Source organism: Siphonobacter sp. BAB-5405, from assembly GCF_002872335.1.
GTDB lineage: Bacteria > Bacteroidota > Bacteroidia > Cytophagales > Spirosomataceae > Siphonobacter.
In genome coordinates, this window is record NZ_NJAG01000011.1 from 124,226 (window position 1) to 149,773 (window position 25,548).

The following is a 25,548-nucleotide window of genomic DNA, read 5'->3' on the forward strand; positions in this document are numbered from 1 at the left end:
GCTGCGACAAAGGTACTTGTTTTCCAGGCGGCGTGTTTCGTTTTTTGCGTACGATTCGCTTTTCTTCCAACAAACGATGGCTGATTTATCTTTTTTGAATTTCCATACCCACCGTATCGAGCCCAACGAAGGGACCGAGAGCATTTATAATGCTCATTTTTCGGAAGCAACGCCTGCCGGGCAACGCATCAGTCTGGGCATTCATCCCTGGTATATTCAGGAAGCAGCCATCGACTCGCACCTGGCTCTAATCGAGCAGGCTCTTCAGCAAAAACAGTTGACTGCCGTGGGCGAATGCGGACTGGATCGGCTGACGGAAGCTCCGCTTTCCCTGCAACAATCGGTATTTGAACGGCAGTTGTTACTGGCCCATCAGTACCAGATGCCCGTCATTATTCACTGCGTACGGGCGTTCCCTGAATTGATTGCGTTGGTCAAGCGACTGAAACTGAAGATTCCATTGATTGTACATGGCTTCAATGCCAATGAGCAGATTGCCCGGCAATTGCTCCAGCACGATTTCTATTTTTCCCTCGGTCATGCTTTACTAAAAGAAGGATCGAACGCTTCGAAGTGTCTGAAAATGATTCCGTTAGACCGACTTTTTCTGGAAACGGATGATCAGCGACTCCCCATTGATCGTATCTTTGTGGAGGCTTCCCGGCAGCTGAATGGTTCTGTGAATGAGCTACAAAATCAAATCTGGCAGAATTTTCAGCGGATCACGGCCTGTTGAAGCGGTATCCTTAAAGCGATGAGTTGGTTATCAAGAACTGAATTATTGATCGGGCCAGAAGGGCTCGATTTGTTAGCAAAGGCCCACGTTCTGGTGATTGGCCTGGGTGGTGTAGGCTCCTTCGCCGCCGAATTTATCGCCCGCTCGGGTGTGGGTGAAATGACTATTGTGGATGGTGATGTGGTAGATCCTTCCAACCGAAACCGGCAATTACCCGCCCTGGCTACTACGCACGGACTTTCCAAGGCCGATCTCATGGCCGAACGCTTGCTGAGTATCAATCCGGAATTGAAACTGCACGTACGCAAGGATTTTCTTTCTCCCGAAGCCGCCCGCGACATTCTGAATCAGCCGTTTGATTACGTCATGGATTGTATCGATTCGATTACGCCGAAACTGACGCTGCTGGAAACGGCGTATCAGAAGGGGTATCGCATCATTAGTTCGATGGGTGCAGGTGGAAAATTTGACCCAACGCAGGTACAGGTGGCGGACCTGTTTCAAACCAAGTCCTGTACCCTCGCCTACTACGTACGCAAACGGCTGCGTCGCCTTGGCGTGCAATCGGGAATCAAGGCGGTATACTCGACGGAGCTGGTACGAGCCGAATCGCTCATGCATACCGACGGTTCGAATTTTAAACGTTCGGCCTACGGAACGATCTCCTACCTTCCCGCTACGTTCGGAGCCGTCTGTGCTTCGGTCGTTATTCGGGATTTGCTGGGTGAACCCATCGCCGACTACGAAGCGTCTCAACTGGAGGCCCGGAAGAAAGAACAGCGGAAACGGGAAGAATTTTTCCGTTTACAGGCGAAGCGGAAAGCTAAACAGGCTTTAAAAAAGTAGGGCTGGACTAAAGTCCAGCCCTACGAAAAGGGTCCAGCTTACGGCTCTGGTTCGGAAGTACGCTTTAATGGTTCGGATCACAATCCTCTACCTACGATACCTTTTGCGTACCAGAGCCGCAGGCTCGATCCATCTGGTAGCCACGGACGTTGGTCCGTGGCTACCAGATCATCGCCGTGCTTGCTCAATACCCCGTATTCTGAGGAAAAGCCGTAACGCCACCCGTGGTTCGGTCAATCTGCGTTTGTGGAATGGGTCGCAGGTTATGGTACTCCTGAAGATTCACGATATCAGGGTTATACTTTTTCACGCGTTCGACCAGTACACCCCAGCGTTTCAGATCGTACCAGCGAAACATTTCACCTGCCAGTTCCCGCTCGCGTTCTTCCATGATAAATTCCATGGTTAGATCCGAAGCTTTGATTTTCATGGCTTCCTGTTGACCGGCCCATGCTGCCCGTACCCGTACCACGTTGATGGCATCGGTGGCTTCCTGCATTTTACCCAGCTTCAGATTCGCTTCGGCCAGAATCAGATAGGTCTCGGCCAGACGCATCACAAACCAGTCGCGACTGCCCCACTCCGCCGTTACATCCTGCCGCAGTGGATCGAAGAACTTCTTCAATGGCGGAAACAACGTAGGTCTGTACTGACTTGGTACCAGCACCTGATACGGTTTGGCGGCCCGCTGAGCCTGCGTCCATTCCACACCAGGGATGAAAATGGCCGTATCCCCCGCAGCAAAGGTTACTTTCGTTTTCGAGTTATCGAACACGTTGGTAAACGTGCCCGGATTGTTAGAGTACCAGGTGTCCTTGAACGTTTTCTTGTACCGTGAATCTTTCGTACGATCCGCTGGATTGAAAACGGTGTTCAGCATATAATTCGTCGGCATATACCGTTTCCAGGGCCGACCATTGGCCAAATCCCGTTTCATCCCTGCCTGAACGTCGTACTCATTTCCAAAAAATAAGTGGGTTTGATTCCCATTGTAAATCGTTCCCGTATTGCTGGAACTGGGCCCAATGTCCGTCAACGCATCGTTCGTGTACTGCACCGCGAAGATAACTTCACTATTCACCTGATTGGCCTGATCGTAGACGCTGGCAAAGTCGGTCAGTAAGGAGTATGTATAATTCTTGATCACATTTTGAGCGTAGGTAGCCGCCTTGGTATAATCATCTGACGCAGCAGCCTCTGACGTTGCTTTGGTCAGGTACACGCGAGCCAGCAGATGCTCACAGGCTCCTTTCGTGACCCGGCCATAATCAGCGGTAGTCGTCGGCAACTGCGTTAACGCCGCTTCCAGATCGGCAGTAATAGCTGCGTATACATCCTTGACCGGAGCCCGGGTAAAATCTTTTTTTGCTTCCAGATTGCCCGTTAGTGTCAGAGCAACCGGTCCCCAGTTTTGCACCAGAATGAAGTAATGATGAGCTCGCAAAAAGCGTAATTCGGCAATTCGCAAGTTTTTATTCGCATCCGTCAAACCGGAAACCTGACCCGCGTTGGCTTTATCGATGAGAATGTTCATCGTGTTGATCGCCACGTAGAAGTTATTCCATAGATCCCGGAGCAGATCCACATTCGAATTGAATTCGGTTGTATAACGGTTCATGTACTTGTAGCTGCCGTCAGCTCCCATCGTAAACGTATCGGTGCCGAATACCGTCAGGTTGGTACCGATTTCGCGACCGTAATAATCCCGTAACGAGGCATACGCCGCCCGAACGCCCGCTTCAAACCCCGCTGACGTGTCGTAATACTCACCGCCTACCGATGAAATGGCTTTTTCATCGAGCATGTTACTGCACGATTGCCCGGTCAGCATCAGACTGGCAATCAATAAAGAATATACTATTTTTTTCATGAATGTCTGTAGTTGAAACCGGAACAGCGTTCCGAATCGTTTGCTAGAATTTCGCGTTGATACCGAAAATGAACTGACGGGCCGAAGGCGTCTGATTTTCATCCACGTTATTCACGGTCTCATTATCGATACCCTTGTATTTCGAACGGTATTCCGAGAAAATGAAGGGCTGCTGAGCGGCTATATAAGCCCGTAAACTGCTCATCCCCAGTTTTCTGGCAATACCTTCGGTGAAGTTGTATCCTACATTGATGTTACGAACTTTTACGAACGTACCGCTGAAATAGCGTAAAGTACTGGCGTACAGGGGCGATTCCTGGTTTTGGTTCGGACGAGGAAATTCGTTCGTAGGATTGTTAGGCGTCCAGTAATCAATATCCAGGTTGTTATAACGGCCAGCTAACGTGTTGAAGGTCTGGTGGAAACCACTGGTAATGGTACTTCCCACGCGGGCATACAGGAAAAAGGACAGATCAACGCCCTTGAAGCTGAAGCGGTTCGTCATACCGGCGGTGAATTTCGGAATCTGTGAACCGATAATCATCCGGTCATACGTAGCGTCTATCTTCCCGTCGGGCACGCCGTCTTTTCCACTGATGTCAAGTAGTTTTACTTCGCCTGGGTTCTGTCCGTAGCGTTTGGCTTCTTCACTTTCGCTCGTTTGCCAGATACCAATTTTCTTGAAGTCGTAGATAGCCGTAATCGGTTGACCAATGAATCGGGCATTTCCCACGTCATCTACTTTACCGTTGAACAATTCACGAATCTGTTCCTTGTTTTTGGTGAACTGCAAATCCGTTGACCAGCGGAAACCATTCGCCGCATCGATGTTGATCGTTGACAGCGTAATCTCCAGACCCTGGTTACGGGTTTTGCCTACGTTCCGCAATACGCTTCCGTATCCGCTCGTGAACGGCAACTGATCGGCGAGTAGTAAATCCTTGGTATCAGCCTGATAGACTTCGAGTGAACCGGCGATTCGTCCCCGGAAGAAACTGTAGTCCAAACCGACGTTTGCCGTTGTAGTCGTTTCCCAGCGTAAGTTGGGGTTCCCCAGTACGTTGGGTCGGTAGCCGTACGCCCCGATCGTGTTCCAGGCGTAGACGGTACGGGACAGGAGGTTTTGCGTTTGGTAAGGATCAATGGCCGTATTACCAATGGAACCCCAACTACCCCGAAGTTTCAACTGATCGAGCCAGCTTACGCCTTTCAGGAACGCTTCGTTACTCATATTCCAACCCACGGCCAACGAGGGAAAAAACCCGAATTTATTGTTTCTACCAAAACGCGAAGATCCATCGTACCGACCCGTCAGTGTGATCAGGTATTTATCATTATAACTATAATTGACCCGCCCCATGAACGATAGTAAAGTCCACTGAGTCAATCCGGTACCCACGCCGGCAATGGTCGATGCCTGGCCCAAACTGTAGAATTCCTGCGTAGAAGCGGGAATACCATTCACGTTGATCCGAGCTGTTTCGTAGTTATCCCGCTGAATGGAGTGCAGAGCCGTAATATTCAGATCGTGTACTTCGCGGAACTGTTTCTGATACGTCAGGATATTTTCCAGCGTATAGTTAAAGCCCTGCGAGTAATCGGTCAGACCCCGGGGATCACCACCCCGTCGATCACTCGTGTAAGTACCCCAGAAACGGCCAAAGCGACGGTTCGTAAAGTCTGGTCCGAAATTGAGTCGGTATTTAAGTCCGTCAATGATGTTCCATTCCCCGTAAAGGCTGTTGAAAATACGGATCGTTTTCGTTTCGGCAATGTTTGATCCGGGTACTACTTCCGCCGCCGGGTTTGACTGTAAACCATCGGACGTTGGAAGGAAAATCAGATTACCGTTCTCGTCGTAGGGTTTTCCCAGCGGATTTTCCCGTAAGGTTAATCCCAGGGGGTTAAAGCCATTGCCACCACCCGGATAGAACGTATCGTTTCCGTTCGCAACGCTGTATACGGCGAAAGTAGATGTACCCACTTTAATCCGTTTCGTTATCTGGTGATCCAGATTGATCCGGAAGGAATACCGCGTAAAATCCTGGGTTTTAATGATTCCTTTATCCTGAAAAAAGTTGCCCGAAATAGCAAACTGCGTTTTTTCGCTGCCGCCCTGTACCCCTAACTGGTGACTCTGAATTTGCCCCGTACGGAAAATATACGACTGGTAATCGGTCGTGCGATTGTTGGCAATACCATCCAATTCTACGGCTTCAAAGATTTTACTATCGGCTGCCGGGTCCGAGTCATTGTAGCGACCTGAGGTCCGCCGCGATTCGCGTTTGTACTCGGCAAACTCAGCACCATTCATGACATCGATCTTGCCCAGTACCTGTGAAATGCCGTAATACCCATCGTAACTCACGATGGTTTTGCCAGTAGTTCCCCGACGGGTAGAAACAATCACAACGCCATTGGCTCCCCGAGACCCGTAGATGGCAGTTGCCGACGCATCTTTCAATACTTCCATCGATTGAATATCGTTCGGGTTCAGGTCGTCAATACCTCCCGCCAACGGAATTCCATCGACTACGTACAGGGGGTCATTGGAAGCGTTAATCGAACGACGTCCGCGAATTCGTACCGTTACGCCCGCTCCGGGTCGGCTACCCGATTGCACGACATCAACCCCCGCGGCCCGACCCTGTAAGGCCTGCCGGGCGTTAGTGATGGGCAGTTCAGCAATTTCCTTGGAACTTACGGAGGAAATGGCTCCGGTCAACTGGCTCTTTTTCTGGGTTCCGTAACCGACGACGACCACTTCCGATAATTCAGCGGACGAAGACGGAATGACTAGTTCCAGTGAATTCTGATTTCCCACCGGAAACTCCCGCGTGAGATACCCTACGGAAGAAACCACCAGAATAGCATTCTCAGGTACGCTCAGGGTGAATCTCCCCTCGGCGTTCGTTACGGCTCCCCGCGTGGTTCCTTTGACTGAAACGCTGGCTCCGGGAATGGGTTGCGTATCGTCTCCGGTAACCCGACCGCTAATGGGACGATCCTGAGCAAATACATTCCAACCAAGTCCGAGCAAGAATAGACTTAGTAATAGGTTCTTCATACGAAAGTACAGGTTATCGTTTAAGGGTTCTGTGATGCTTTACATCGCTAAAATGACCGCTTTTGTCTATACAAACCCTTATTTTTTAAACTATTCAAAGAAAAAATTTAATATTAATACTTATCAAATAAATTAATAGCTAAAATAATACAATTAAAAAGGCCTCAATCCGCAGATTAAGGCCTTCTGTATGGGAAAAATATAAATCTATACAAGTCTTTAATTCACTAGTTATCAGAGCTTTACTAGCCTTTCATCCAGCGTACTAAAGCAATTTCGGTGAGTAAGAAACTTAAAGCCGCAATAATAAACCACTTCCACAGGTCTTTTCCTATGTGTTGCTCTTTATAGGCGGTAGCGACATCGGTCCTGGTAACGTTGTCGAATACTTGTACATTTTTTCTATTCTTGAAAATGGCTCGCAGTTCATCCGGCGTATATACCTGCATCCGCGATTCTTCATGGCCGTGGTTGAGGGCCAGCAAACGTACCAGTTGATTATTTAGTCGCAATTCATAATAGCCTGATTCCAGCGGTGTACTACTTTGGCTCGACTGCGGTAACTCCAGGTGCATTCGTGTCCCGATCATTCGTTGTACCGGAATGAGTTCCAGTTTGTCTTTACGCAACTGATACACTGCATTCTTGGGGCTGCCGGTTACATCCAGTACAAGATCTTTCGATTCAAAAGAATAGGCAATGGGTTCCTGACGTACACTTAAGGCTGCTATTTTGTAAAGAACAGGTAAAAACAGAGCATGTTGAGCGAAATCGCCATACGTTGCTTCCAGAGGAGCGGCCAGGACGTACACGTGCCCATTGCCGGATTTGGAAGACGTCAGGAAAGGCTCCCCGGATTTAAAACTAAGCAGCTTATCTCCTACTGCTTGCCAGGACCATACTGCCGAGGCCGTGGGCATGGTCAATTGTTCCTTGCGGGTTGTTTCGTCAAAAATGTCGCTAAAGAAGGGATTCTGCCGGGATGGTTCTGCCAGGTAAGTAGGCAGGGAAGGCTGCCCCTGAATTGAAGCCACATTCTGAATACCCAGCCCATTCAGCCAGGAGCCATCGCTGACCCGGGTGGGTGGTACAATGACCAAACTTCCGCCCCCCTGTATAAACCGCTGCAATTCCGTTAGCAGACTTCCCTCTACGCGATCTACGCCTTCGAGTACGATGACATTGGCGGCCTGAAATTTACCCACATCAACGTTGCTTACGGAAAAATTCTGTTGCTGAAAGAGGCTATCGTTCGCAAAAACATTCTCGACAAAATTGCCTGATTTCTGCCCATATACCTGAACCACATTGATCCGGGGAGCCGCATTGAGTACGAAGTAGTAATCGTTGTCAAACAACACGGGTGAATCTTCAAAGGTGATTCGCCCCCGTTTGAAACCCTTCCCGCGTACAGTAAAATTGAACGTAGTCTGCACGTAGTTTTCAGCCGGAATGGAGACAATTTGCGTAGCTACCTGCGTTTCATCGAGCAACAGTTTAACGCCCAGATTTTCAACCGGCCTGGTACCCGAGTTACGCAGGCGTACGGTGACTACATTAGACTGCATTTCCCGAATGAAGGGCGTATTCAGCCACAGCGTATCTACAAAGACGTTTTGGGTAGCGGTTCCCTGCACGGGCACCAGAAAAAGCTGGGTACTGGAATCGGGTACTAGTTTCTGCAAATCCCCCGTAGTCGATTTCTGAAAGTCCGAGAACCAGAATAGTTGATTTTTACCCGTACTATGGGCGGAAGCTAATTGCTGTTGCCGTCGGTACACGCTTTCGAGCGAGCGACCCGCCGGAGCAAAATCAACGGAAGCCAGTCGATCCCGTAACTTCTGACTTCCCTGCAGGGCATGTTCTTCCGCCCCAAACGTATTGGTCACTAGTTGTAAGGTGGGAGCATTCGGGAAATTTCCCAATAACTCTTCTACCTTGGTAGCAGCCACATCGAGCAGCCGTCGGTTATCTACCAAATTCTGCATCGATAAGGAGTTATCCAAGTAGATGCTGGTGATGCCATCCCGGCTCACGCCCGTGGTTTGGCTGGCAGGAATAAAGGGTTGGGCAAAGGCCAGAGCCAGGCACACTAAGGCCAATATACGAGCCGCCATGATCAGCCAGTGTTTCAGGCGTCGAAAGCTACTGGTCGTCGTATTGATCTGCTTGAGGAAGCTGACATTCGTAAAATATACTCGCTTGACTCGCCGGAAATTAAACAGGTGAATCAGTACCGGAATAGCGGCGGCCAAGAGTCCCCAAAGAAAAGCGGGATACAAAAACTGCATAAATACGACGTGTCAGCTATGGAAGGCGATCCAGAGGATGCTTCCGTGAAATGTTAGGTCCTAGAGTCGGATTCCTGAAATAACTAAAAATATAGCGTATAAACGAAAAAGCCTTCACCCAAGTTGGATGAAGGCTTTTATTTTGTTACTAGTTTTCAGTTGTTTGTTTTCGTTGATCGAAAATTTTTGACGAATCTTCTAATCACTTACAACCCTTAACGATTCCTTATAACTTCCGTTTTACTTCCTGCATTTCGAAGCATTCGATGGTATCGCCTACTTCCAGGTCGTTGAAGTTTTTGATGCTCAGACCACATTCGTAACCAAATTTCACTTCGGATACATCGTCTTTGAAACGTTTTAGTGCCTGAATCTCTCCTTCGTGGATCACGATGAAGTCGCGGATTACGCGGATTTTGTTGTTCCGTTTCACCGTACCTTCGGTTACATAGCAACCCGCAACGGTACCGATTTTGGAAATCCGGAATACTTCGCGAATGTCGATGTTGGCCGTAACCACTTCCTGGAATTCGGGTTCCAGCAGACCTTCCATGGCTTTCTTGATGTCCTCGATTGCCTGGTAGATGATGGAGTAATTCCGAATTTCGATTTGTTCCTGATCGGCCAAACGACGAGCGTTGAGCGAAGGACGAACCTGGAAGGCTACAACTACAGCGTCCCCAGCCGAGGCTAACATTACGTCGGATTCAGTTACCTGACCTACGCCCTTATGGATGATGTTAACATTGACTTCAGCCGTCGAGAGTTTAAGCAGCGAATCGGAAAGTGCTTCCACAGAACCATCCACGTCCCCTTTAACGATGACGTTAAGCTCTTTGAAGTTTCCAATCGCTTTCCGGCGACCAATTTCTTCCAGGGTAATGTGTTTACGGGTACGGAGGGATTGTTCACGCAGCAATTGCTCACGTTTGTTCGCAATTTCACGGGCGTCACGCTCCGTTTCCATCATATTTACTTTATCACCAGCCGTGGGAGCACCGCTCAAACCTAAGACCTGTACGGGTGTAGAAGGCCCTACCGATTTGACGCGTTGGCCTTTGTCGTCGAACATGGCCTTCACTTTACCGAAGAACGGTCCAGCCAACATCACGTCACCCACACTCATTGTACCATTCTGTACCAGAATGTTTGCGACATAACCGCGACCTTTATCCAGGGAAGCTTCCACTACTGTACCTACGCCACGTTTGTTAGGATTGGCTTTCAGATCAAGTAACTCGGCTTCAAGCAATACTTTTTCCAGCAGTTCGTCAATACCTAAACCGCTTTTCGAAGAGATTTCCTGGGTCTGGAAACGTCCACCCCACTCTTCAACCAGAATATTCATTTGCGACAGGCCTTCACGGATTTTCTCCGTATTCGCACCGGGCTTATCTACCTTCGAGAAAGCAAATACCATCGGAACACCCGCATTCTGGGCGTGGTTGATGGCTTCCCGGGTTTGGGGCATTACGCTGTCGTCCGCTGCAATTACGATAATGGCAACGTCCGTCAGTTTGGCTCCCCGAGCACGCATAGCGGTAAAAGCTTCGTGACCTGGGGTATCCAAGAACGCGATTTCGCGACCGTCGTTTGTTTTTACTTTGTACGAACCAATGTGCTGGGTAATACCACCGGCCTCACCCGAAGCCACTTTCGTTTTACGGATATAATCCAGTAAAGAGGTCTTACCGTGGTCAACGTGACCCATGATCGTAACTACCGGAGCACGGGGTACTAAGCTTTCCGGAGCATCTTCTTCTTCAATCAGAGCTGATTCAACCTCTTCTTCGGCAGAGATGAACTGAACATCGAATCCAAATTCATCCGCAATGATCGCGATGGCTTCTGCATCCAGACGCTGGTTGATGGATACGAACATCCCCATGTTCATACACGTCTGAATGATGTCGTTGATCGAAACGTCCATCAAAGACGCCAAGTCGCTGGCCGATACGAATTCGGTTACTTTCAGGATTTTTTCCTGTTCGAGTTCGTGCTGTTCGGCTTCTTCCCGGCGACGGGCCCGATCCTGACGACGTTCCCGACGACGATCTGCACCAAAGTTTTGCTTTTTGGCACCACCACCGCCCATCTGGGCCATCGTGTTCTTTACATTATCACGTACTTCCGTTTTCGAAGGCTCATCGCGACGGTTACCACCCCGGTTGTTATTATTCCGGTTGTTGTTGTTGTTGCGATTATTGTTATTGTTACCTCCGCCCTGGTTGTTATTCTGAGACGGGTTGTTGTTCGCAGCGTTGTTGGTATTGTTGTTGCGATCCTGTCCCTGATTCCGATCCTGGTTGTTAGTATTCTGGTTGCCTTGTCCTCCCCCTTGCCGGTTCTGATTAGTATTCTGGCGGTTGTTGGGGTCATTCGGATTAGTATTATTACCACGAGCCTGGTTACGATCCTGCTCGACGGGTTTAATCCGCTTGCGTTTCTTTTTCTCGTTGTTCGAATTGCCGCCACGGTTGTTATTGCCGCGGTTATCCTGTTTCGTTGGTAATTCGATTTTACCCAGCACGGTCAACCCTTTCAATCGATCGGCTTTTGCTTCAATCAATTCGGGCGGTGTGGCGGGAGGTGTTTCTGTCTTCACTTCCGGTTTTGGCTCTGGCTTTGGTTCTTGTTTGGTTTCTGGCCTTTGCTTCTGAAAATCTTTACGCTCATTTCCGCCACCAAACCGAGGGTTTTGCGGAGGCGTTCCGGCCGGGTTATTCGTTCGTTCGGGCGTTTGAGCTTTCTTTTCAGGCTCCTGCTTGGGAGCAGGGGCAGGCTCTACCACCGTAGCCACCGGGGGCGTTGCTACAACAGTAGGTTCAGGCTTTATTTCAGCGACAGGTTGAGGAGTTACTACGGGCTGTGGGGCTGGCGTTTCCACCTTTGCTTCCACTTTAGGTTCCGGCTTAACGGGCTCTGCCACGACGGGTTTTTCAACCACAGGTTCGGGGGCAGGTACGACCGGTTTTTCAGCTACGGGCTGTGGTTTGGGTTCCTCGGGTTTTACGACCGGTACCTTTTCTGCCGCAGGTGTTTCCACCTTGGGTGCAGGAGGTACGGCGGGTGCCGCAGGTTCCACAGGTGAAGCTCCCGGAACAACGGGTTTACCCGTGCTCAGGTCAATCTTACCCAGCACTTTTAATCCTTGTAGCCGAGGTTCTTCTTTGGCTGGCTCCTGCTCCTGAGGCTTCTTTTCTTCAGCTACGGGAGCAGCGGCCGCTTCTTCCGACTTCTGACGGAAATACAGGGGCAAATCATCATCAGCCTTGGGACGAGCCGTCGCGGCGGGTTCAGCAGGCTTAGTCCCTTCCTTAAGCAAGTCAGGAGCACTAAATTCTTTCGCCAATACCTGGAGTTGTTCTCCGGTTAGTTTGGTATTGGGATTGTTGTCAATTTTAAATCCTTTGGCCGATAGTCGATCCACAATGGTTCCCATGCCCACGTTGATCTTTCGTGCCGCCACATTTAAACGCATTGTTTGGATCTCTTCTGCCATGTTACTGTCTGAATTCGTCAAAACGAGTGGTTTATAAGTAAGAGTTTAGGGTGTTTTGAATACGGTATAGTGCGTAACGGATCTTGTTCAGATGGTTACGCACTATATATCCCATAGCTCGTAACCGTTAAACCTCCGTTTGCATTAATCGAATTCCTGTCGCAGAATGTCCAGTACTTCATCGATGGTTTCTTCCTCCAACTCCGTCCGGCGTACCAAGTCTTCCTTACCCATGGCAAGAACACTCTTGGCCGTATCGAGACCTACGCGGTGGAATTCATCAATGACCCACTGTTCAATTTCGTCGGAAAACTCGTTCAGTTCTACGTCGTCGTCGTCCACGGGCCCTTCGGTTTCGCGGAAGACGTCGATTTCCATCCCTACTAATTTTCCTGCCAGCTTAATATTCTGACCACCTTTTCCGATAGCCAGTGAAATCTGATCGGGCTTGAGCCAGGCCGATACCCGCTTGTCATCCTTGTGAATGCTCATGCGGCTAATCTTGGCTGGACTTAAAGCCCGGGCAATCAACAACTCGATATTATCCGTAAAGTTAATCACGTCAATATTCTCATTGTTCATTTCCCGTACAATCGTATGAATCCGACTACCTTTCATTCCTACGCAAGCACCTACGGGGTCGATCCGGTCGTCGTAAGATTCTACGGCTACCTTGGCCCGCTCCCCTGGTTCACGAACCACGCGGCGTACCATGATCAATCCATCGGTTACTTCAGGAATTTCCTGCTCAAACAAACGTTCCAGGAATACTGGGGACGTCCGAGAAAGCGTGATTTTCGGCGTACCGTTGTTCATTTCTACTTTGTGAATCACGGCCTTGGTCGAATCGCCTTTTTTGAAGCGATCCCGGGGAATCTGCTGATCGCGGGGCAAACTTAACTCATTTCCCTGAGCATCCAGACAGATAATTTCCCGTCCCAGTACCTGATACACTTCTACCGTCAGCAACTCTCCTACCTGATCTTTGTAGCGATAATAGAGCAATTCCTTCTCCATATCCTTTACTTTCTGAATCAGGGTCTGGCGAGCCGTTTGTACAACCCGACGGCCAAAATCTTCCAGCTTTACTTCTTCCACTACTTCTTCGCCTACTTCAAAATCCTTTTCGATTTTTTTAGCGTCAGCCAGCGGAATTTTATCGTAATCCCAAATATCTTCTGAATCATCATCCACGATCTCGCGGGTCCGGAACATTTCCAGATCCCCGTTATCAGGGTTGATAATTACGTCAAAGTTCTCGTCAGTACCGTATTTCTTACGAATCATGGTCCGGAAGACATCTTCCAGAATTTTGATCATCGTCGGACGGTCAATGTTCTTCTCTCTCGCGAAATCAGCGAAGGAAGCAATCAGTTCTGCACTGTTCATCGGTTCGTCATTGGTTTTGTTGTTTTCCAGCCCACGGCATCCGGTTACTTGCGGAGCTAGGCTTTGCCTCGTCAGCTAAAAACGCCCGGTTACGCGATCATTTAAATGAAACCAGCACTTGTGCCTTCTTAATTTCGGAATAAGGTATTACGAGGTCTACCGAAGGTTCCTTTTTGGTTCCATCCGTAGTCAGGGTGATGGTGGAATCGGTTACTGCCTGCAGTGTACCTATTTTTTCCCCACCATCCAGAAACTGAACTCGTAGCTTACGACCGGCATTTCGTTGGTATTGACGAGTTTGAGTGAGTGGAAAATCGACACCAGGAGAGGATACTTCTAATGTATAAGCGTTTTCGAACAAATTCAGTTCCTCTAACTGCCGGCCTAATTCCCGACTCAATACCGCACATTCATCAATACTAATTCCGGCGTCGCTGTCTAATAAAATAGTCACTTTTGATTTGATACGGGATTCACTTACCTGTACTTCTACCAGAAAATAACTTTCATCGGGCAGTAAGGCCGTAGCCAGCTCTGTTATTTTTGCCTTCACATTCATACGACTCTTCAGGAGTTGCGTTGAAAATTAATGATAAATCCCTAATTATCAACGACTACCGCGGTACGGAATTTTCGCTTACGGTCTATAAACAAAGAAGAGGAGTTTATTGCCCCTCTTCTTTCCGTTAAAATCCGATGCAAAATAAAGCTTTTTTCGCATAATAAACAATATAATGTTGCTTCAGCCCCGCGTATTTCACCGAATAAGGGCTTTTGCTTGGGCGAAATGAAACAATTTTGCGTCTTTTACGGAATCATCCCCACACCTGTCTAGTTCCAAATGGCTTCCCAATATCCCACTGAAGGATTTTTTACCAAATTACTGGCATTAGCTACCTATGTGTTGTGTGCCTTCCTACTGATTGGTTATCTCTTTGGATATACCCTGTGGTGGACGCACTGGCTTACAGGATTCTGGCTGATTGGAATGCCCGAGGTAATGATTCTGGTAGCTCTGTTTACGCTTTTCTGGTTTTTTAAAAACGTACGCCGTGCCTGGCTTCCGCTTTTCGTCCTGATTCTGGGCTGGCCCTTCTGGCAGCGTACCATTGGCTTTTCCACTAAGCCCCCTATTGCCGCCTCAAAAAATCATAAAACACTCAACGTCACTACTTTTAATACAACATTTTTTACTGTATCTACCTACTGGCATACTAAAAATCGTAGCTTACCCCAAACGATGCTGAACTGGCTTCAACGCAGCGATTCCGATCTACTGTGTATGCAGGAATACTATAATTGGGACAACCCTGCTTTACCAGATCTGTTTAAATCGACGGCTCTTTTGCAAAAAGCTGGCTTCATATACAAAGCTCAGTTGAAAAACCTGAACTGGTATACGGGTGAAGCCCGCACAGGCGAAGCGGGCTATCTGGGACCTGTGCTTTTTTCCAAGTATCCCATCATTAACCAAGGTTACAGTGTTTTTGAAAATGCTGGAGGGCATAACGGCTATGTGCGAGCCGACATCAAAAAAGGAGCAGATACGATCCGAGTCATTAGCGTCCATTTATTTTCAATGGGAGTACGCGTCGGAAAGGTGGTAAAAGCGGCCAATTCAAAATCCGCCAAGGCTGAAACGCGTAGTATTATCCAACAATTGAAAGCCGGTTTTATCGCTCATAACGAAGAAATTGAAGAAGTACTACAGAAAGAAGTAAAGACTAGTCCGTATCCGGTTATTCTTTGTGGTGATTACAATGAAGTACCCACGGGTATCGCTTACGGGAAAACCCGTCAGTACCTTAAAAACAGCTTCGAAGAAGCCGGAAACGGGTTTGGTTTCACGCTCAATCGCAGCCCTTGGTTCATTCGCATTGATAATCAGTTCCATAGCAATCATTTTAAGGTACTGCGTCACCAGGTGCATCGCGAGGTTAAGGGATCGGATCACTTTCCGGTACAGGTCCTTTACGAATATTAGAATATTCCTTTAAGCGAAAGGCCCGGCTGATGGATCAGCCGGGCCTTTCGCTTGGATAGAATCGTATTAGCTTCCTTTCTTCACTAGCTTATACTCAATATTTGGATAGCCCCGTTCACCACCGTCCGTTGAGGTATAGTTAATGAACTTCAGTTTATACACGTTGCCGGCAGCGTCTTTAATCACGTAGAAACGATCCGTTTTCACACCGGCCGGCGTTCCATTCGGTCCGGCCGACGTACGCCAGTTGCCTCCAATCACGTTACGATCGCTTTTGAAAGGCGTAGTCGCCACGTTGCTTTCGGCGTAAGCGTCGTAACTAACGGTACTGGTTAGCATTTCGGCCGCCTGTACACCCGCCCAATGGTTGATTTGTACAAAGTCGGCGTATGGATACGGAATCGTTTCGGTGGCTTTATACGTCGTCAATCCCCAAACGATGTCCCAACTGGCTTTCGCGGGTTCTCCTGCTACGACTTTACCCTGCGGCAGCGAAACGTAGCTGAAATTGACGTTTCCATCTTTGGTTACATCCAGCGTTTTAAACGTAGTTTCAGTAATCCGGGCATACTGTACAGTGTAGCCCGTTCCCTTGCGTAAAATACGGATTTTGTACCAGGGTTTCTGACCCGTACCCGATGCTCCCGGGTTCAGGATGTATACAGGGTTGTTGGCGTCTGTTGCTGAGATTTCCTTAATGGCCGTCTTGGTTAAATCACCATCGACATTATCAATAATGTCGAACGTTCCCTGACCCTGACCCAAAACCAGCGTGTTTGCCAGAGCTACCGTATCCGCTGCCGTCACCTGAGCCAGATCCGTTTTTGTAAGGGCTTTTACGGCCGCTCCCGTCGTTGCATTGATGATTACGCGGAAGTCGCTTCCTCCAAAAAAGCCTAACTCCCAGCTGTTCCGGGCAATGGCCGTCTGGCTGTTGCTGCTGAAATCCACGAATACCGAGTTCAGAGCACTCGATCCGCCAGCCCCACCATTGAGTTTCAGGGCAGAACCGCTGGAAATAATGGAAGAGAACTTCAGTTTCTCCTTAGCCGTTTGTCCGACGACAAGTCCCGTACCAACGGATTTGATCGTGAAATCAATCGTTTCCGAGCCATTGAGTACGATGTTCGCCGCCTTGGTTACTTTGAATGAAGTAGTCTTGGTATTAGCCGGAACGGTCAGCGTAAGCGTATTGTTGGTGGCCGCGGGCGTCGTCGTAAAGTGCGTACCGTAGGCAACGCCCGTGGGGGTCAGTTCGACGGTAACATTGGTCGCCGCTGTCACCGTACGGTCCAGATTTACTTTCACCTCTAACTCGGTCTGATTCGCCGTAAATCCAACTTCACTGGCTTCAAATTGTACCGTATTATCGGGTAGCGGCGGATCATCGTCTTTACAGGCCGGCACCAGGGCCGTCAAGCTTAACAGCAGAAAAATAGAGCGTAGTTTTTGCATACTCATGGATTTGCTTGATTGGGTTATTGGGAAAGGAATTAGTGTTGACTCCAGTTAAAGGTGAGTCCCAGGAAATACGAACGTCCGTAACTCATCGGAATCGGGCCATTGGTACTATGGGCACTGCCGCCCTCGGTAGCCGTATTGTTTAATCGGGTTACGTTCAGCAGATTTTTTATGCCGCCCTGTAAGGTTAGGATTTTGAATACGGGTTGAGACAACGACAAATCAAGCCAGTGGTAGGCCGCCGTTTCGGCAAGCTGCGTCTGTAAATCAGCCGTCGTTTGATACGAAGTGCGTTTGCCGGCGTATTTATAGAAGAGGTTGATCTGCGTACGCGATGGCTTAACGGTATAGATGACATTGGCATTGATCTCCGAAGACCAGACAAATTCCGGCAAATCCCGAGAGCTTGACAATTGATTAAAGCGTCCAATGTAGGAATACCCAAAATTGGTTTTAAGGTCCTTCCATTGCAGCACATTGTTGAGCGTTAAACCTGCCGTTTTGAACCGATCAATGTTGACGGTACGCATGATCTTGGAGTCCGTTGGGTCGTTTCCGTACCCGATCAGATCATGGAAATCGTTGTAAAAGCCCGTAAGCGTTGAACTCAGATATACGGTTTTCTCCTGCAAGGCTAGCCAGGCTAAGGACCCATTGAAACTGTTGGAGTACTCGGCTTTCAGATTGGGATTCCCCGCAATGGAGTGACTCGCATCGAAGAAACTGAAGTACAGTTCCCGCAACGCCGGCGAACGAAAACCCCGGGCGTACGCGAGTCGTACATCGAGTTTTTTCGTCAGTGAAAATTTGGTATTCAGCGAAGGAATAACGGGCGGAGCATCATACGCCGAATTTCGAATAAAGCGTAAGCCAGGACGGAGTACCAGGCCAGATACGGGCCGGATTTCGGATGAAACGTACAGAGCCACATCCGTAATGGAAGGCGTTCCGCTGATCCGGGCTCCACTGGCGTGATCGCGGTTCAGTTCCAGACCGGGTTGTAGCGATACGGCAGATGAAAGTTTGTACTGGGCCGTCGTACGGAACATCACATTTTCGAAACGCGAAAGATCCTGCTGACCCGGATCCGTCGAGAGCGTCCGGCGACCGGTATTCAAATCAATAACCGTCGATTGGGTGCGACGACTGTAGTCCGTATACGCGGCTACCGCATTCAGACTGAATCGCTCATTTGCTTTCCATTCAGCCTGTCCCTGATGCATCAGTCGACGCGTAATGAAATTCTGATCCAGAGCCCGATTGGTATTGGCATTGACCGCTCCTAACGCATTGATTTTTTCGTGTAGCCCATCAAGCCGATACCGAATGTTGAAGGTTTTCCCCGTGTAACCTACGGTGCCATTTCCTAAACCCTGAGCCTTTCCGTGCCAGTCCTGCGTGCGGGTAGCCGAGTACCCCTGCCAGCCACCAAAATCGTTACGAGTACCTCCCGCTGAGAGGGACCAGCCTTTCTTCTGCCAAGTCACATGAGCACTTTCGATGTGAGAGCCTTTCCCGGTAAAAGGAGCATATTCCTCCCCTACGCTTTCTTCCTGTACACGGGCCATGACGGAAAGTCGTTCGGTACCGGGTTTCTTCGTGATGATGTTGATGACGCCCGCCAGAGCATCCGAGCCGTAGGAAACGGACATGGGGCCTTCCACAATTTCAATGCGGGCGATGGTATTAATGTCGATCTGGTTAAGGCTTTCGCGGGTATCACCGCGGTCGACCATGGGTACGCCGTCGAGCAGAATTTTTACGTTGCGGCCCGCCATGCCCATGAGTTGAATGTCGGAGGTGCCCAGAGCGGGATCATTGGAAAAGCGAATGCCTAATTCCGTATTCAATACGCCCACCAGCGAGGTCGCGGCCCGGGCCTGAATGCGTTCCAGTTCAATCGTCCGTACCTGAAAAACGGATTGTCGTAGGGACTGCGGTTCAAACTGACCCGTCACAACTACTTCCTGAAAATCCTTGTTTTCACTCCGAAGCTGAATATTCAGGGTTGTGGTTTCATTTTCCTTTACGTTCAGGGCAAGTTCCTGACTACCCATGCCTACCCGACTCACCCGAATCTGGTACGTACCCGCTTTTAGTTCTTTAAAACGATAGATACCCTGCTGATCCGAGGCCACCCCGTAAGTTGTGCCTTTAATCACTAACGAAGCAGCTTCTACGGCTTCTCCCTGTGCATCCGTCACTTTGCCCATCACCTGACCCGTTTGAGCCCATAACAAACTCGTAATCAAGCTAAAAGCCAGTGCGACACTAATGGTTCGAAGGACAGCCACGGGGTAATTCTGTTTCGTTATATTTATTTAGATTTAATCTAATTAATCACAAAGGTAAAAATGATTCGGAACCCGCAAGCCTTTGCCCGAAAATTTTGATCGGCTTCAAACCAAAAAAGACCGCCTTCGGGCGGTCTTGGTAATCCATAAACTTTCCATCAGAAAACACAGGGCGTAAAACGCCTGTTACTCATTCTTTTTCAAGCTGACTTAGGGATGGGCTTCCAGCCATTCCTCGCCGTTTTCGTAGATTTCTTTCTTCCAGATGGGTACCACCTGTTTTAAGGTATCAATCAACCAGCGGCAGGCTTCAAAGGCATCATTCCGGTGTGGCGTCGAAACAGCAATGACTACGGCCACCTCACCGATCGACAGGACGCCTTTGCGGTGTACCATCGCCACTTTTTCGACGGGCCAGCGACGCGAGGCCTCTTCCGCCAGTTCTTTCATTTTCTTAACAGCCATCGAGTCAAACGTCTCGAATTCCAGTCGTACCACGTCCTTGGACTGGTTATGATTTCGAACCGTTCCAATAAAAACGTCCACCGCTCCGGCTCGTTCGGCCTGTACCGCGTCGATACAGGCAGCAATAGCAATGGGCTGATCCGTGACAGCAATCATACGTAAAAGTTTGGTTGAAAATTAACCGCCACTCACGGGCGGAATCAGGGCAATTTCATCCCGTTCGCTCAAGGGTGTTTCGGCCTCGGCATATTCTTCATTGACAGCTACGAGCAACGACTTCAGCTCCGCCAGCTCCGGATAGCTCGTGCGGACGGACTCCAGCAGTTGCTGTACCCGGGCTCCGGGGGGCAACTGCACGACGTATCGCGACTGCCCGATGATATCACGGGTGATTCCGTACAGATGAATTGTTAATTCCATTCTTCAAAGTTGATAAAGCTTGCGGAACAAGTGTTCAAATTTTTCGTTTATTTGTTTATCATGCCAATTGATCGCCCACAAATCTATGACAATCACGGACGGCCCATCCAGTATCTGCGATTGGCCGTTACGGATCGCTGTAACCTTCGCTGCTTTTACTGCATGCCCGAAGAAGGCATTGCCTATCTGCCGAAAAAGCAATTGCTAACCTACGAAGAAATGCTTCGCATCACGTCGGTGTTGGCAGGGCTGGGCGTACGGAAAGTGCGTATTACCGGGGGCGAACCTTTCGTACGGCATCAACTCCCTAATTTTCTGTACCAGCTCGCCGCTATTGAGGGCATTGACGAAATCGCAATTACGACGAACGGCGTTTTAACGCAGAAATACATCCCGGATTTGAAGAAAATTGGTGTCAAAACCATCAACTTAAGTCTGGATTCGCTGGATCGGCAGCGGTTTTATGAAATTACGCGGCGGGATGAATTTCCCAAAGTGGAAGCCTGTCTTTACGAACTGCTCGACGCCGGTTTTGAAGTGAAGCTGAATGCAGTAGTAATGGAAGGCCGTAATATTGAAGATCTCATTCCGCTGGCCCGACTCACGGAAAAGTATCCGGTATCCGTGCGTTTTATTGAAGAGATGCCCTTTAATGGGGAAGGTTCGCATTACCCCACCCTTCACTGGACGTACCGCCGGATTCTGGAACACTTACAGACGGAATTTCCCGACATTCAGAAGCAAATCGATCCGCTTAACTCTACTGCTTATCATTACCAGATTCCCGGCTTTCTGGGAAATATCGGCATCATTGCCGCCTTCTCGCGGACCTTCTGCGGCACGTGCAACCGCATCCGCATGACTGCTCAGGGTACGCTCAAAACCTGCCTGTACGACGATGGCGTATTAAACGTTCGGGATTTAATCCGCAGCGGAATCAGCGACGAAGCCTTACAACAGGAATTCATCCACGTCTTCCAGAAACGACCGAAAGACGGCTACGAAGCCGAAAACAACCGCCAGTCGCTGGTGCATGAATCCATGACGACAATCGGTGGATAAACGATTTTCCCAACAAAAACGACCCGTAGATGCTACGGGTCGTTTTTGTTTAAGAGTATCGATTACGTAAACAATAATTTCAGCGTAGCAATGAACAAACCCAGAGCCAGGGCATAACGCAAGGTGGGCACGTTGAAACGACGGGCTCCGGCGTAACCGCCCAGCAAGCCCCCCACAAAAGCAAAAGCCAGCCAATACAAGGTCTGCTGATCAGGTACGTAACCTTTCGTCAGTAACTTCGACAGTCCCGATACGGAATTCACAAAAATGAATAAAGCCGAGATCGCCGCGGTTTCCTTTAGCTTGGCCCAGTTCATCAGCAATAATACCGGACTCAGGATGATGCCCCCGCCAATACCGAGCATCCCTGAGAGCAGTCCAATCACCGCTCCTACAGCTAATCCACCGAGTAAGGGAACAGGTGCTGTCGGATCTTCCGTCGTTTTAGGTCGCCAGAGAATGCGGCCAATGGCCAGAATCAGACATACGCCCAGTAACTGTTTGTACAATCCCGCACTCAGGGGTATGCCCGCCCCCACAAAGGCCATCGGCACACTGGCCAGAGCGAAAGGCCAGAATTTCGGCCAGCTAAAGTGCCCGCTCCGATAAAATTGCAGGAAAGAGGACATCGATACAAACAGATTCAGTACCAGTGCGGAAGATTTCATCAATTCGGGCTGCGTACCGAAGATAGCCAGTACGGCCAGGTATCCACTCGCCCCACCATGCCCCACCGAAGCATACAAAAAGGCCACAATGCCAATGACCAGCATAATTATTACTTCTGTATTCATACAACCTGAACTAGTACGATCGGAACGTTAAAAGGGCGTTGGCAAGCATTTAACGTTTGGTACAATTTTAGTTTTAAAACAAAAGATGCTTCGCCCCGATTCTTTTAAAAAGTTAGCGGCACCCCTTACGTGGGACAACCCCTATATTGTACTTTTGTTTTTTAGCACTTATAAGTAATGAAACCACTACACGATACTTGCCCCTGGATGATTTTGATTTGCGAAGGTAGCAAATGCAGTCGTCGCCAGGATGATTTACGCCGAACCTTCAAGCATGAACTGAAAGAACGGGGATTGAAAAAACACGTAGAACTGGTCGAGATGGACTGTACCAGCCGCTGTAAGCAAGGCCCCATCGTGGCTATCCAACCAAGTAACCTCTGGCTGGGCGAAGTACACGAGTCTAACGTTCCCCGTATTCTGGATGAAATGTTTCGGGAAGAATAAAGCAGTCTTCGTTCGTAACTAAAAAGCAGCGTACGGCCTCTTTTTAAACACCTAGAGTAATTACCCCCTTGTTTAACTAAACTACCGATTTTATCAATCTTACCCGGCAAGCTTCCTACGTTTAAGCTTCCTCAACCTTCATCCCTTCCTCTAAGTTTTTTATCCAGTGCTCCTTCACTGGCAAGGTCTTTTTCCAATTATCTTCTGTGAATTCTTAGCGACGAGAGCCCAGAAACGGGTTTTCTCAGCGACCTCGCCAGTAGCTTTACTATCCTGCTGCCGTTTTTCTTTATACGGCTGATTCACTGGGCATACCAGGTTAGCAATTAGTTCGTTTTTTAAGCTATCTTTAGAAGCTTGGATAACCCCATTTTCCGCCGATTTTATCTTTGTTACGTATGAATTTCCATCACTTCCGACGCTTATCCTTACGCTTGCTTATTCTTTGCCTGTTGCTGGGAGTGGGATTGATGGCTGTGATTTATGCGTACCGGGATCGGCTTTTCCGGCAGATCAATCAGCAGATCAGTAACCAGATTCGGGGTAATTTTCAGGCGGATAACTTTCGGGTTATTTTCTGGGAAGAAGCCACTCCGGGCTTGACGATCATTCTTCAGAATGTACGATTGGAAGATGACCGTCACGACCAGCACCATACTGATTTCCTGAATGTTAGAGAAGTACGGGTTCGACTGAGTCTGATTGATTTGTTCCGCCGACAAGTACAGATTAAACACATCCGGGTAATTGACGGGTCAGTAACGGCATTTCGGGATGAAACCGGATACGCCAACTGGAGTTTGTTTGAATCGGATAGCCTCACCCGCTCCATTCGCAAAAAGAAAAACCCGAATGGATTTTTAGTGGACATCAAGAAAGTCCGGCTGGAAAATGTTCAGGTACATTTCAGTGATTCCCTACGTCATAAATGGTACGGCGGTTTATTTCGGGATGTAGAATGTCAAATCTCCCGGGATGGCAATCGCATCAAAGCCCGCATCCGGGGTCCGCTGCATTTGGATGGGCTCGCCTTCAACTCCTCCAGAGGGAGTTTTGGTACGAATCAGGAAACGGATCTTAAACTCAACGTTCAGCTTGATACGGCCCGGAAACTGCTTACACTGCAACCTTCTCGCCTGGTTTTCGAAAAGAAAGATACGTTACACGCCCACGGGCATTTCCAATTCCATACCCGACGGCCCCCGGACCTTAATCTGTTCCTGCGGGTACAGGGGCTGGCCTTTTCCAAGACACTGGATTTAATGCCTCGGAAGCTAGCCGTTGCCCTGGGGAAATTTAAGTACTATCCTGATATCAAAAAAGCGAACATACGCATCAGCGGTTCAACGGCTCCCGGTTCGGAGCCTCATCTTGATATTCGTTTTGCTTCTGGTCCCGCCCGGATGGAATCGGTACTGGGTTTATTGACGAACCTGCGGGTAGAAGGCTATTTTACCAACCATCTTGACCCAAAACTAGCAGCGGGCGATGCCAACTCCCGAATACTATTTAGCCATTATTCCGCCGACTGGGACGATGCTTTGCCCGTCAGCGGCCGGATGGTACTGCATAACCTGCAGCACACGCGAGCCTTTCTAACCACTACGGTAGATACGGATTTGTCTACGCTCAACGAAACGCTCAATGCGACCAGCTATACTTTGAACGGCGGCAAACTGCGATTAAACGCACAGTACCGGGGACGGGTTGTGAATGTCTTTGACCCCAAAACGGGCGAACTGGCGGGTTTGCTACGCGGGAACCTGATTGTAGAAGATGGTCAGTTCCGATACCTTACCAGACATCTCAATTTTGACCAGTTAAACGTCCACGCGGTGTTTAATGAACGGGATTTGGTGGTAAAGCAAATCCAGACCCGGTTGAATACCAGCCCCATTACGATCCGCGGAACCATCAAAAAGTTAATTCCTTTTCTGACTTCTCCGAATACGCGTTTGTACGCCAAGGCCGAAATTTCTTCACCTAATCTGAATTTCAACGCGACCCAGTTTATGCCGCGTTCGCGTAAATCGTCGCCCCGTTTACGGGAAAAAGCTCGTCGGGACCTGATTGCCAAAGTAGATCGGGTGATTGACCAGTTGGAAACCGATGTAACCGTACGCTTCGACAAATTTCAGTACCGCCATTTCAAAGCCTCGCAGGTGAAAGGCGAAATGTTAATTACGCAACGAAAATTACAAATCAGGAATCTGGCCATGAATGCCTTCCAGGGCAATTTCAATTTCTCGGGTCAGGTGGATTATCTCCGCAGTAACCCTTCCCGAGTCAATGTATCGTATGTACTCAAAAACACCAATGTCCCAGAGCTTTTCCGGGCTTTTGATGATTTTCAGCAAACGACAATTACGCACCAGAATCTTCGCGGCCTGTTGAACTCCGAAGGAAAAATCAGCGTCAGGTTGCGACCCGATTACACACTGATTCCCGGTACGTTCGACGGCTACTTAAACTTCAATTTGCGAAACGGCGAGCTCATTGATTTTAAACCCATTAAAGGTATTCAGCGATTCATATTCAGGAATCGAAACTTTGATCATATCCGTTTTGCCACCCTCTCCAATCAGTTCCGCTTCAAAGGACGTGAAATTGAAATGGACAAAATGGGTATCGAATCGACCGCTCTGACGCTCTTTGTAGGGGGTACGTATAGCTTTGGTAATCAAACGGACCTGTACGTACAAATTCCGCTCGCTAACCTTCGGAAACGGGATAAGGATTACGAACTGGCCCGTCTGAACACCAAAGAAGCTCAGGGCTGGACGCTCAATCTGCGGGCGAAAGACGAAGGAAATGAGACCAAAATTCGGCTGGATCTAGGACAGAAAGTACGGCAACGCAAAGCCAAACGTCAGCAACTGGGTAACGAAACGGTAGATCTTCGTTAAAACCGGATTACCTT

17 protein-coding genes are annotated in these 25,548 nt (G+C 48.9%); 6 read left to right on the forward strand and 11 right to left on the reverse strand.

Annotated features, from left to right (window positions below):
• Positions 1-76: 76 nt before the first annotated feature.
• Both BWI97_RS10645 and BWI97_RS10650 read left to right on the forward strand, forming a co-directional pair.
• Positions 77-736: a TatD family hydrolase gene (locus BWI97_RS10645; protein ID WP_102200996.1), complete on the forward strand. Its 660-nt coding sequence runs from the start codon at positions 77-79 to the stop codon at positions 734-736.
• 18 nt (positions 737-754) lie between these two features.
• Entirely contained in the window at positions 755-1,582 is an 828-nt protein-coding gene (locus tag BWI97_RS10650; RefSeq protein WP_094809464.1) for a ThiF family adenylyltransferase, read from the forward strand.
• Between the two features lie 184 nt (positions 1,583-1,766).
• On the opposite strand, the gene BWI97_RS10655 is transcribed toward BWI97_RS10650, so the two are convergent.
• The 6 genes from BWI97_RS10655 to rimP form a co-directional block, all read right to left on the reverse strand.
• Positions 1,767-3,452: a RagB/SusD family nutrient uptake outer membrane protein gene (locus BWI97_RS10655; RefSeq protein ID WP_102200997.1), complete on the reverse strand. Its 1,686-nt coding sequence runs from the start codon at positions 3,450-3,452 to the stop codon at positions 1,767-1,769.
• 43 nt (positions 3,453-3,495) lie between these two features.
• Positions 3,496-6,519, reverse strand: coding sequence for a TonB-dependent receptor (locus tag BWI97_RS10660; protein WP_102200998.1), 3,024 nt, complete (start codon positions 6,517-6,519; stop codon positions 3,496-3,498).
• Positions 6,520-6,764: 245 nt separating this feature from the next.
• Positions 6,765-8,810, reverse strand: coding sequence for a BatA domain-containing protein (locus tag BWI97_RS10665; RefSeq protein WP_102200999.1), 2,046 nt, complete (start codon positions 8,808-8,810; stop codon positions 6,765-6,767).
• A 226-nt stretch (positions 8,811-9,036) separates the two neighbouring features.
• A complete protein-coding gene (gene infB, locus BWI97_RS10670) occupies positions 9,037-12,291 on the reverse strand; it encodes a translation initiation factor IF-2 (protein WP_233207805.1) in 3,255 nt (1,084 codons plus the stop codon).
• A gap of 165 nt (positions 12,292-12,456) precedes the next feature.
• Entirely contained in the window at positions 12,457-13,701 is a 1,245-nt protein-coding gene (gene nusA, locus BWI97_RS10675; protein ID WP_094809456.1) for a transcription termination factor NusA, read from the reverse strand.
• A 97-nt stretch (positions 13,702-13,798) separates the two neighbouring features.
• Positions 13,799-14,260, reverse strand: coding sequence for a ribosome maturation factor RimP (gene rimP / locus BWI97_RS10680; RefSeq protein ID WP_094809454.1), 462 nt, complete (start codon positions 14,258-14,260; stop codon positions 13,799-13,801).
• 282 nt (positions 14,261-14,542) lie between these two features.
• Here rimP and BWI97_RS10685 point away from each other — a divergent pair, with 282 nt between their 5' ends.
• Positions 14,543-15,685 (forward strand): endonuclease/exonuclease/phosphatase family protein, encoded by a 1,143-nt coding sequence (locus tag BWI97_RS10685; protein WP_102201001.1) that lies wholly within the window; start codon positions 14,543-14,545, stop codon positions 15,683-15,685.
• A gap of 66 nt (positions 15,686-15,751) precedes the next feature.
• Here the strand turns inward: BWI97_RS10685 and BWI97_RS10690 are convergent, their stop codons facing one another.
• The 4 genes from BWI97_RS10690 to BWI97_RS10705 form a co-directional block, all read right to left on the reverse strand.
• A complete protein-coding gene (locus BWI97_RS10690; RefSeq protein ID WP_102201104.1) occupies positions 15,752-17,140 on the reverse strand; it encodes an HmuY family protein in 1,389 nt (462 codons plus the stop codon).
• Positions 17,141-17,178: 38 nt separating this feature from the next.
• Positions 17,179-19,440, reverse strand: a complete 2,262-nt coding sequence (locus BWI97_RS10695) for a TonB-dependent receptor (protein WP_233207806.1) — start codon at positions 19,438-19,440, stop codon at positions 17,179-17,181.
• 210 nt (positions 19,441-19,650) lie between these two features.
• Positions 19,651-20,061 (reverse strand): molybdenum cofactor biosynthesis protein MoaE, encoded by a 411-nt coding sequence (locus tag BWI97_RS10700; RefSeq protein WP_094809448.1) that lies wholly within the window; start codon positions 20,059-20,061, stop codon positions 19,651-19,653.
• A gap of 21 nt (positions 20,062-20,082) precedes the next feature.
• Positions 20,083-20,325, reverse strand: a complete 243-nt coding sequence (locus BWI97_RS10705) for a MoaD/ThiS family protein (RefSeq protein WP_102201002.1) — start codon at positions 20,323-20,325, stop codon at positions 20,083-20,085.
• A gap of 60 nt (positions 20,326-20,385) precedes the next feature.
• Between BWI97_RS10705 and moaA the strand changes: the two genes are divergently transcribed.
• Positions 20,386-21,387, forward strand: coding sequence for a GTP 3',8-cyclase MoaA (gene moaA, locus BWI97_RS10710; protein ID WP_102201106.1), 1,002 nt, complete (start codon positions 20,386-20,388; stop codon positions 21,385-21,387).
• Positions 21,388-21,449: 62 nt separating this feature from the next.
• Here moaA and BWI97_RS10715 read toward each other — a convergent pair whose 3' ends face one another.
• The gene (locus BWI97_RS10715; RefSeq protein WP_102201003.1) at positions 21,450-22,181 is read right to left on the reverse strand and encodes a sulfite exporter TauE/SafE family protein; all 732 of its coding nucleotides are present in this window, start codon (positions 22,179-22,181) and stop codon (positions 21,450-21,452) included.
• Positions 22,182-22,358: 177 nt separating this feature from the next.
• On the opposite strand from BWI97_RS10715, the gene BWI97_RS10720 reads away from it, so the two are divergent.
• Entirely contained in the window at positions 22,359-22,628 is a 270-nt protein-coding gene (locus BWI97_RS10720) for a ferredoxin (protein WP_133163357.1), read from the forward strand.
• Positions 22,629-23,026: 398 nt separating this feature from the next.
• Complete coding sequence (locus BWI97_RS10725) at positions 23,027-25,534, forward strand: AsmA family protein (protein ID WP_094809440.1); 2,508 nt, start codon at positions 23,027-23,029, stop codon at positions 25,532-25,534.
• Positions 25,535-25,548: the final 14 nt, after the last annotated feature.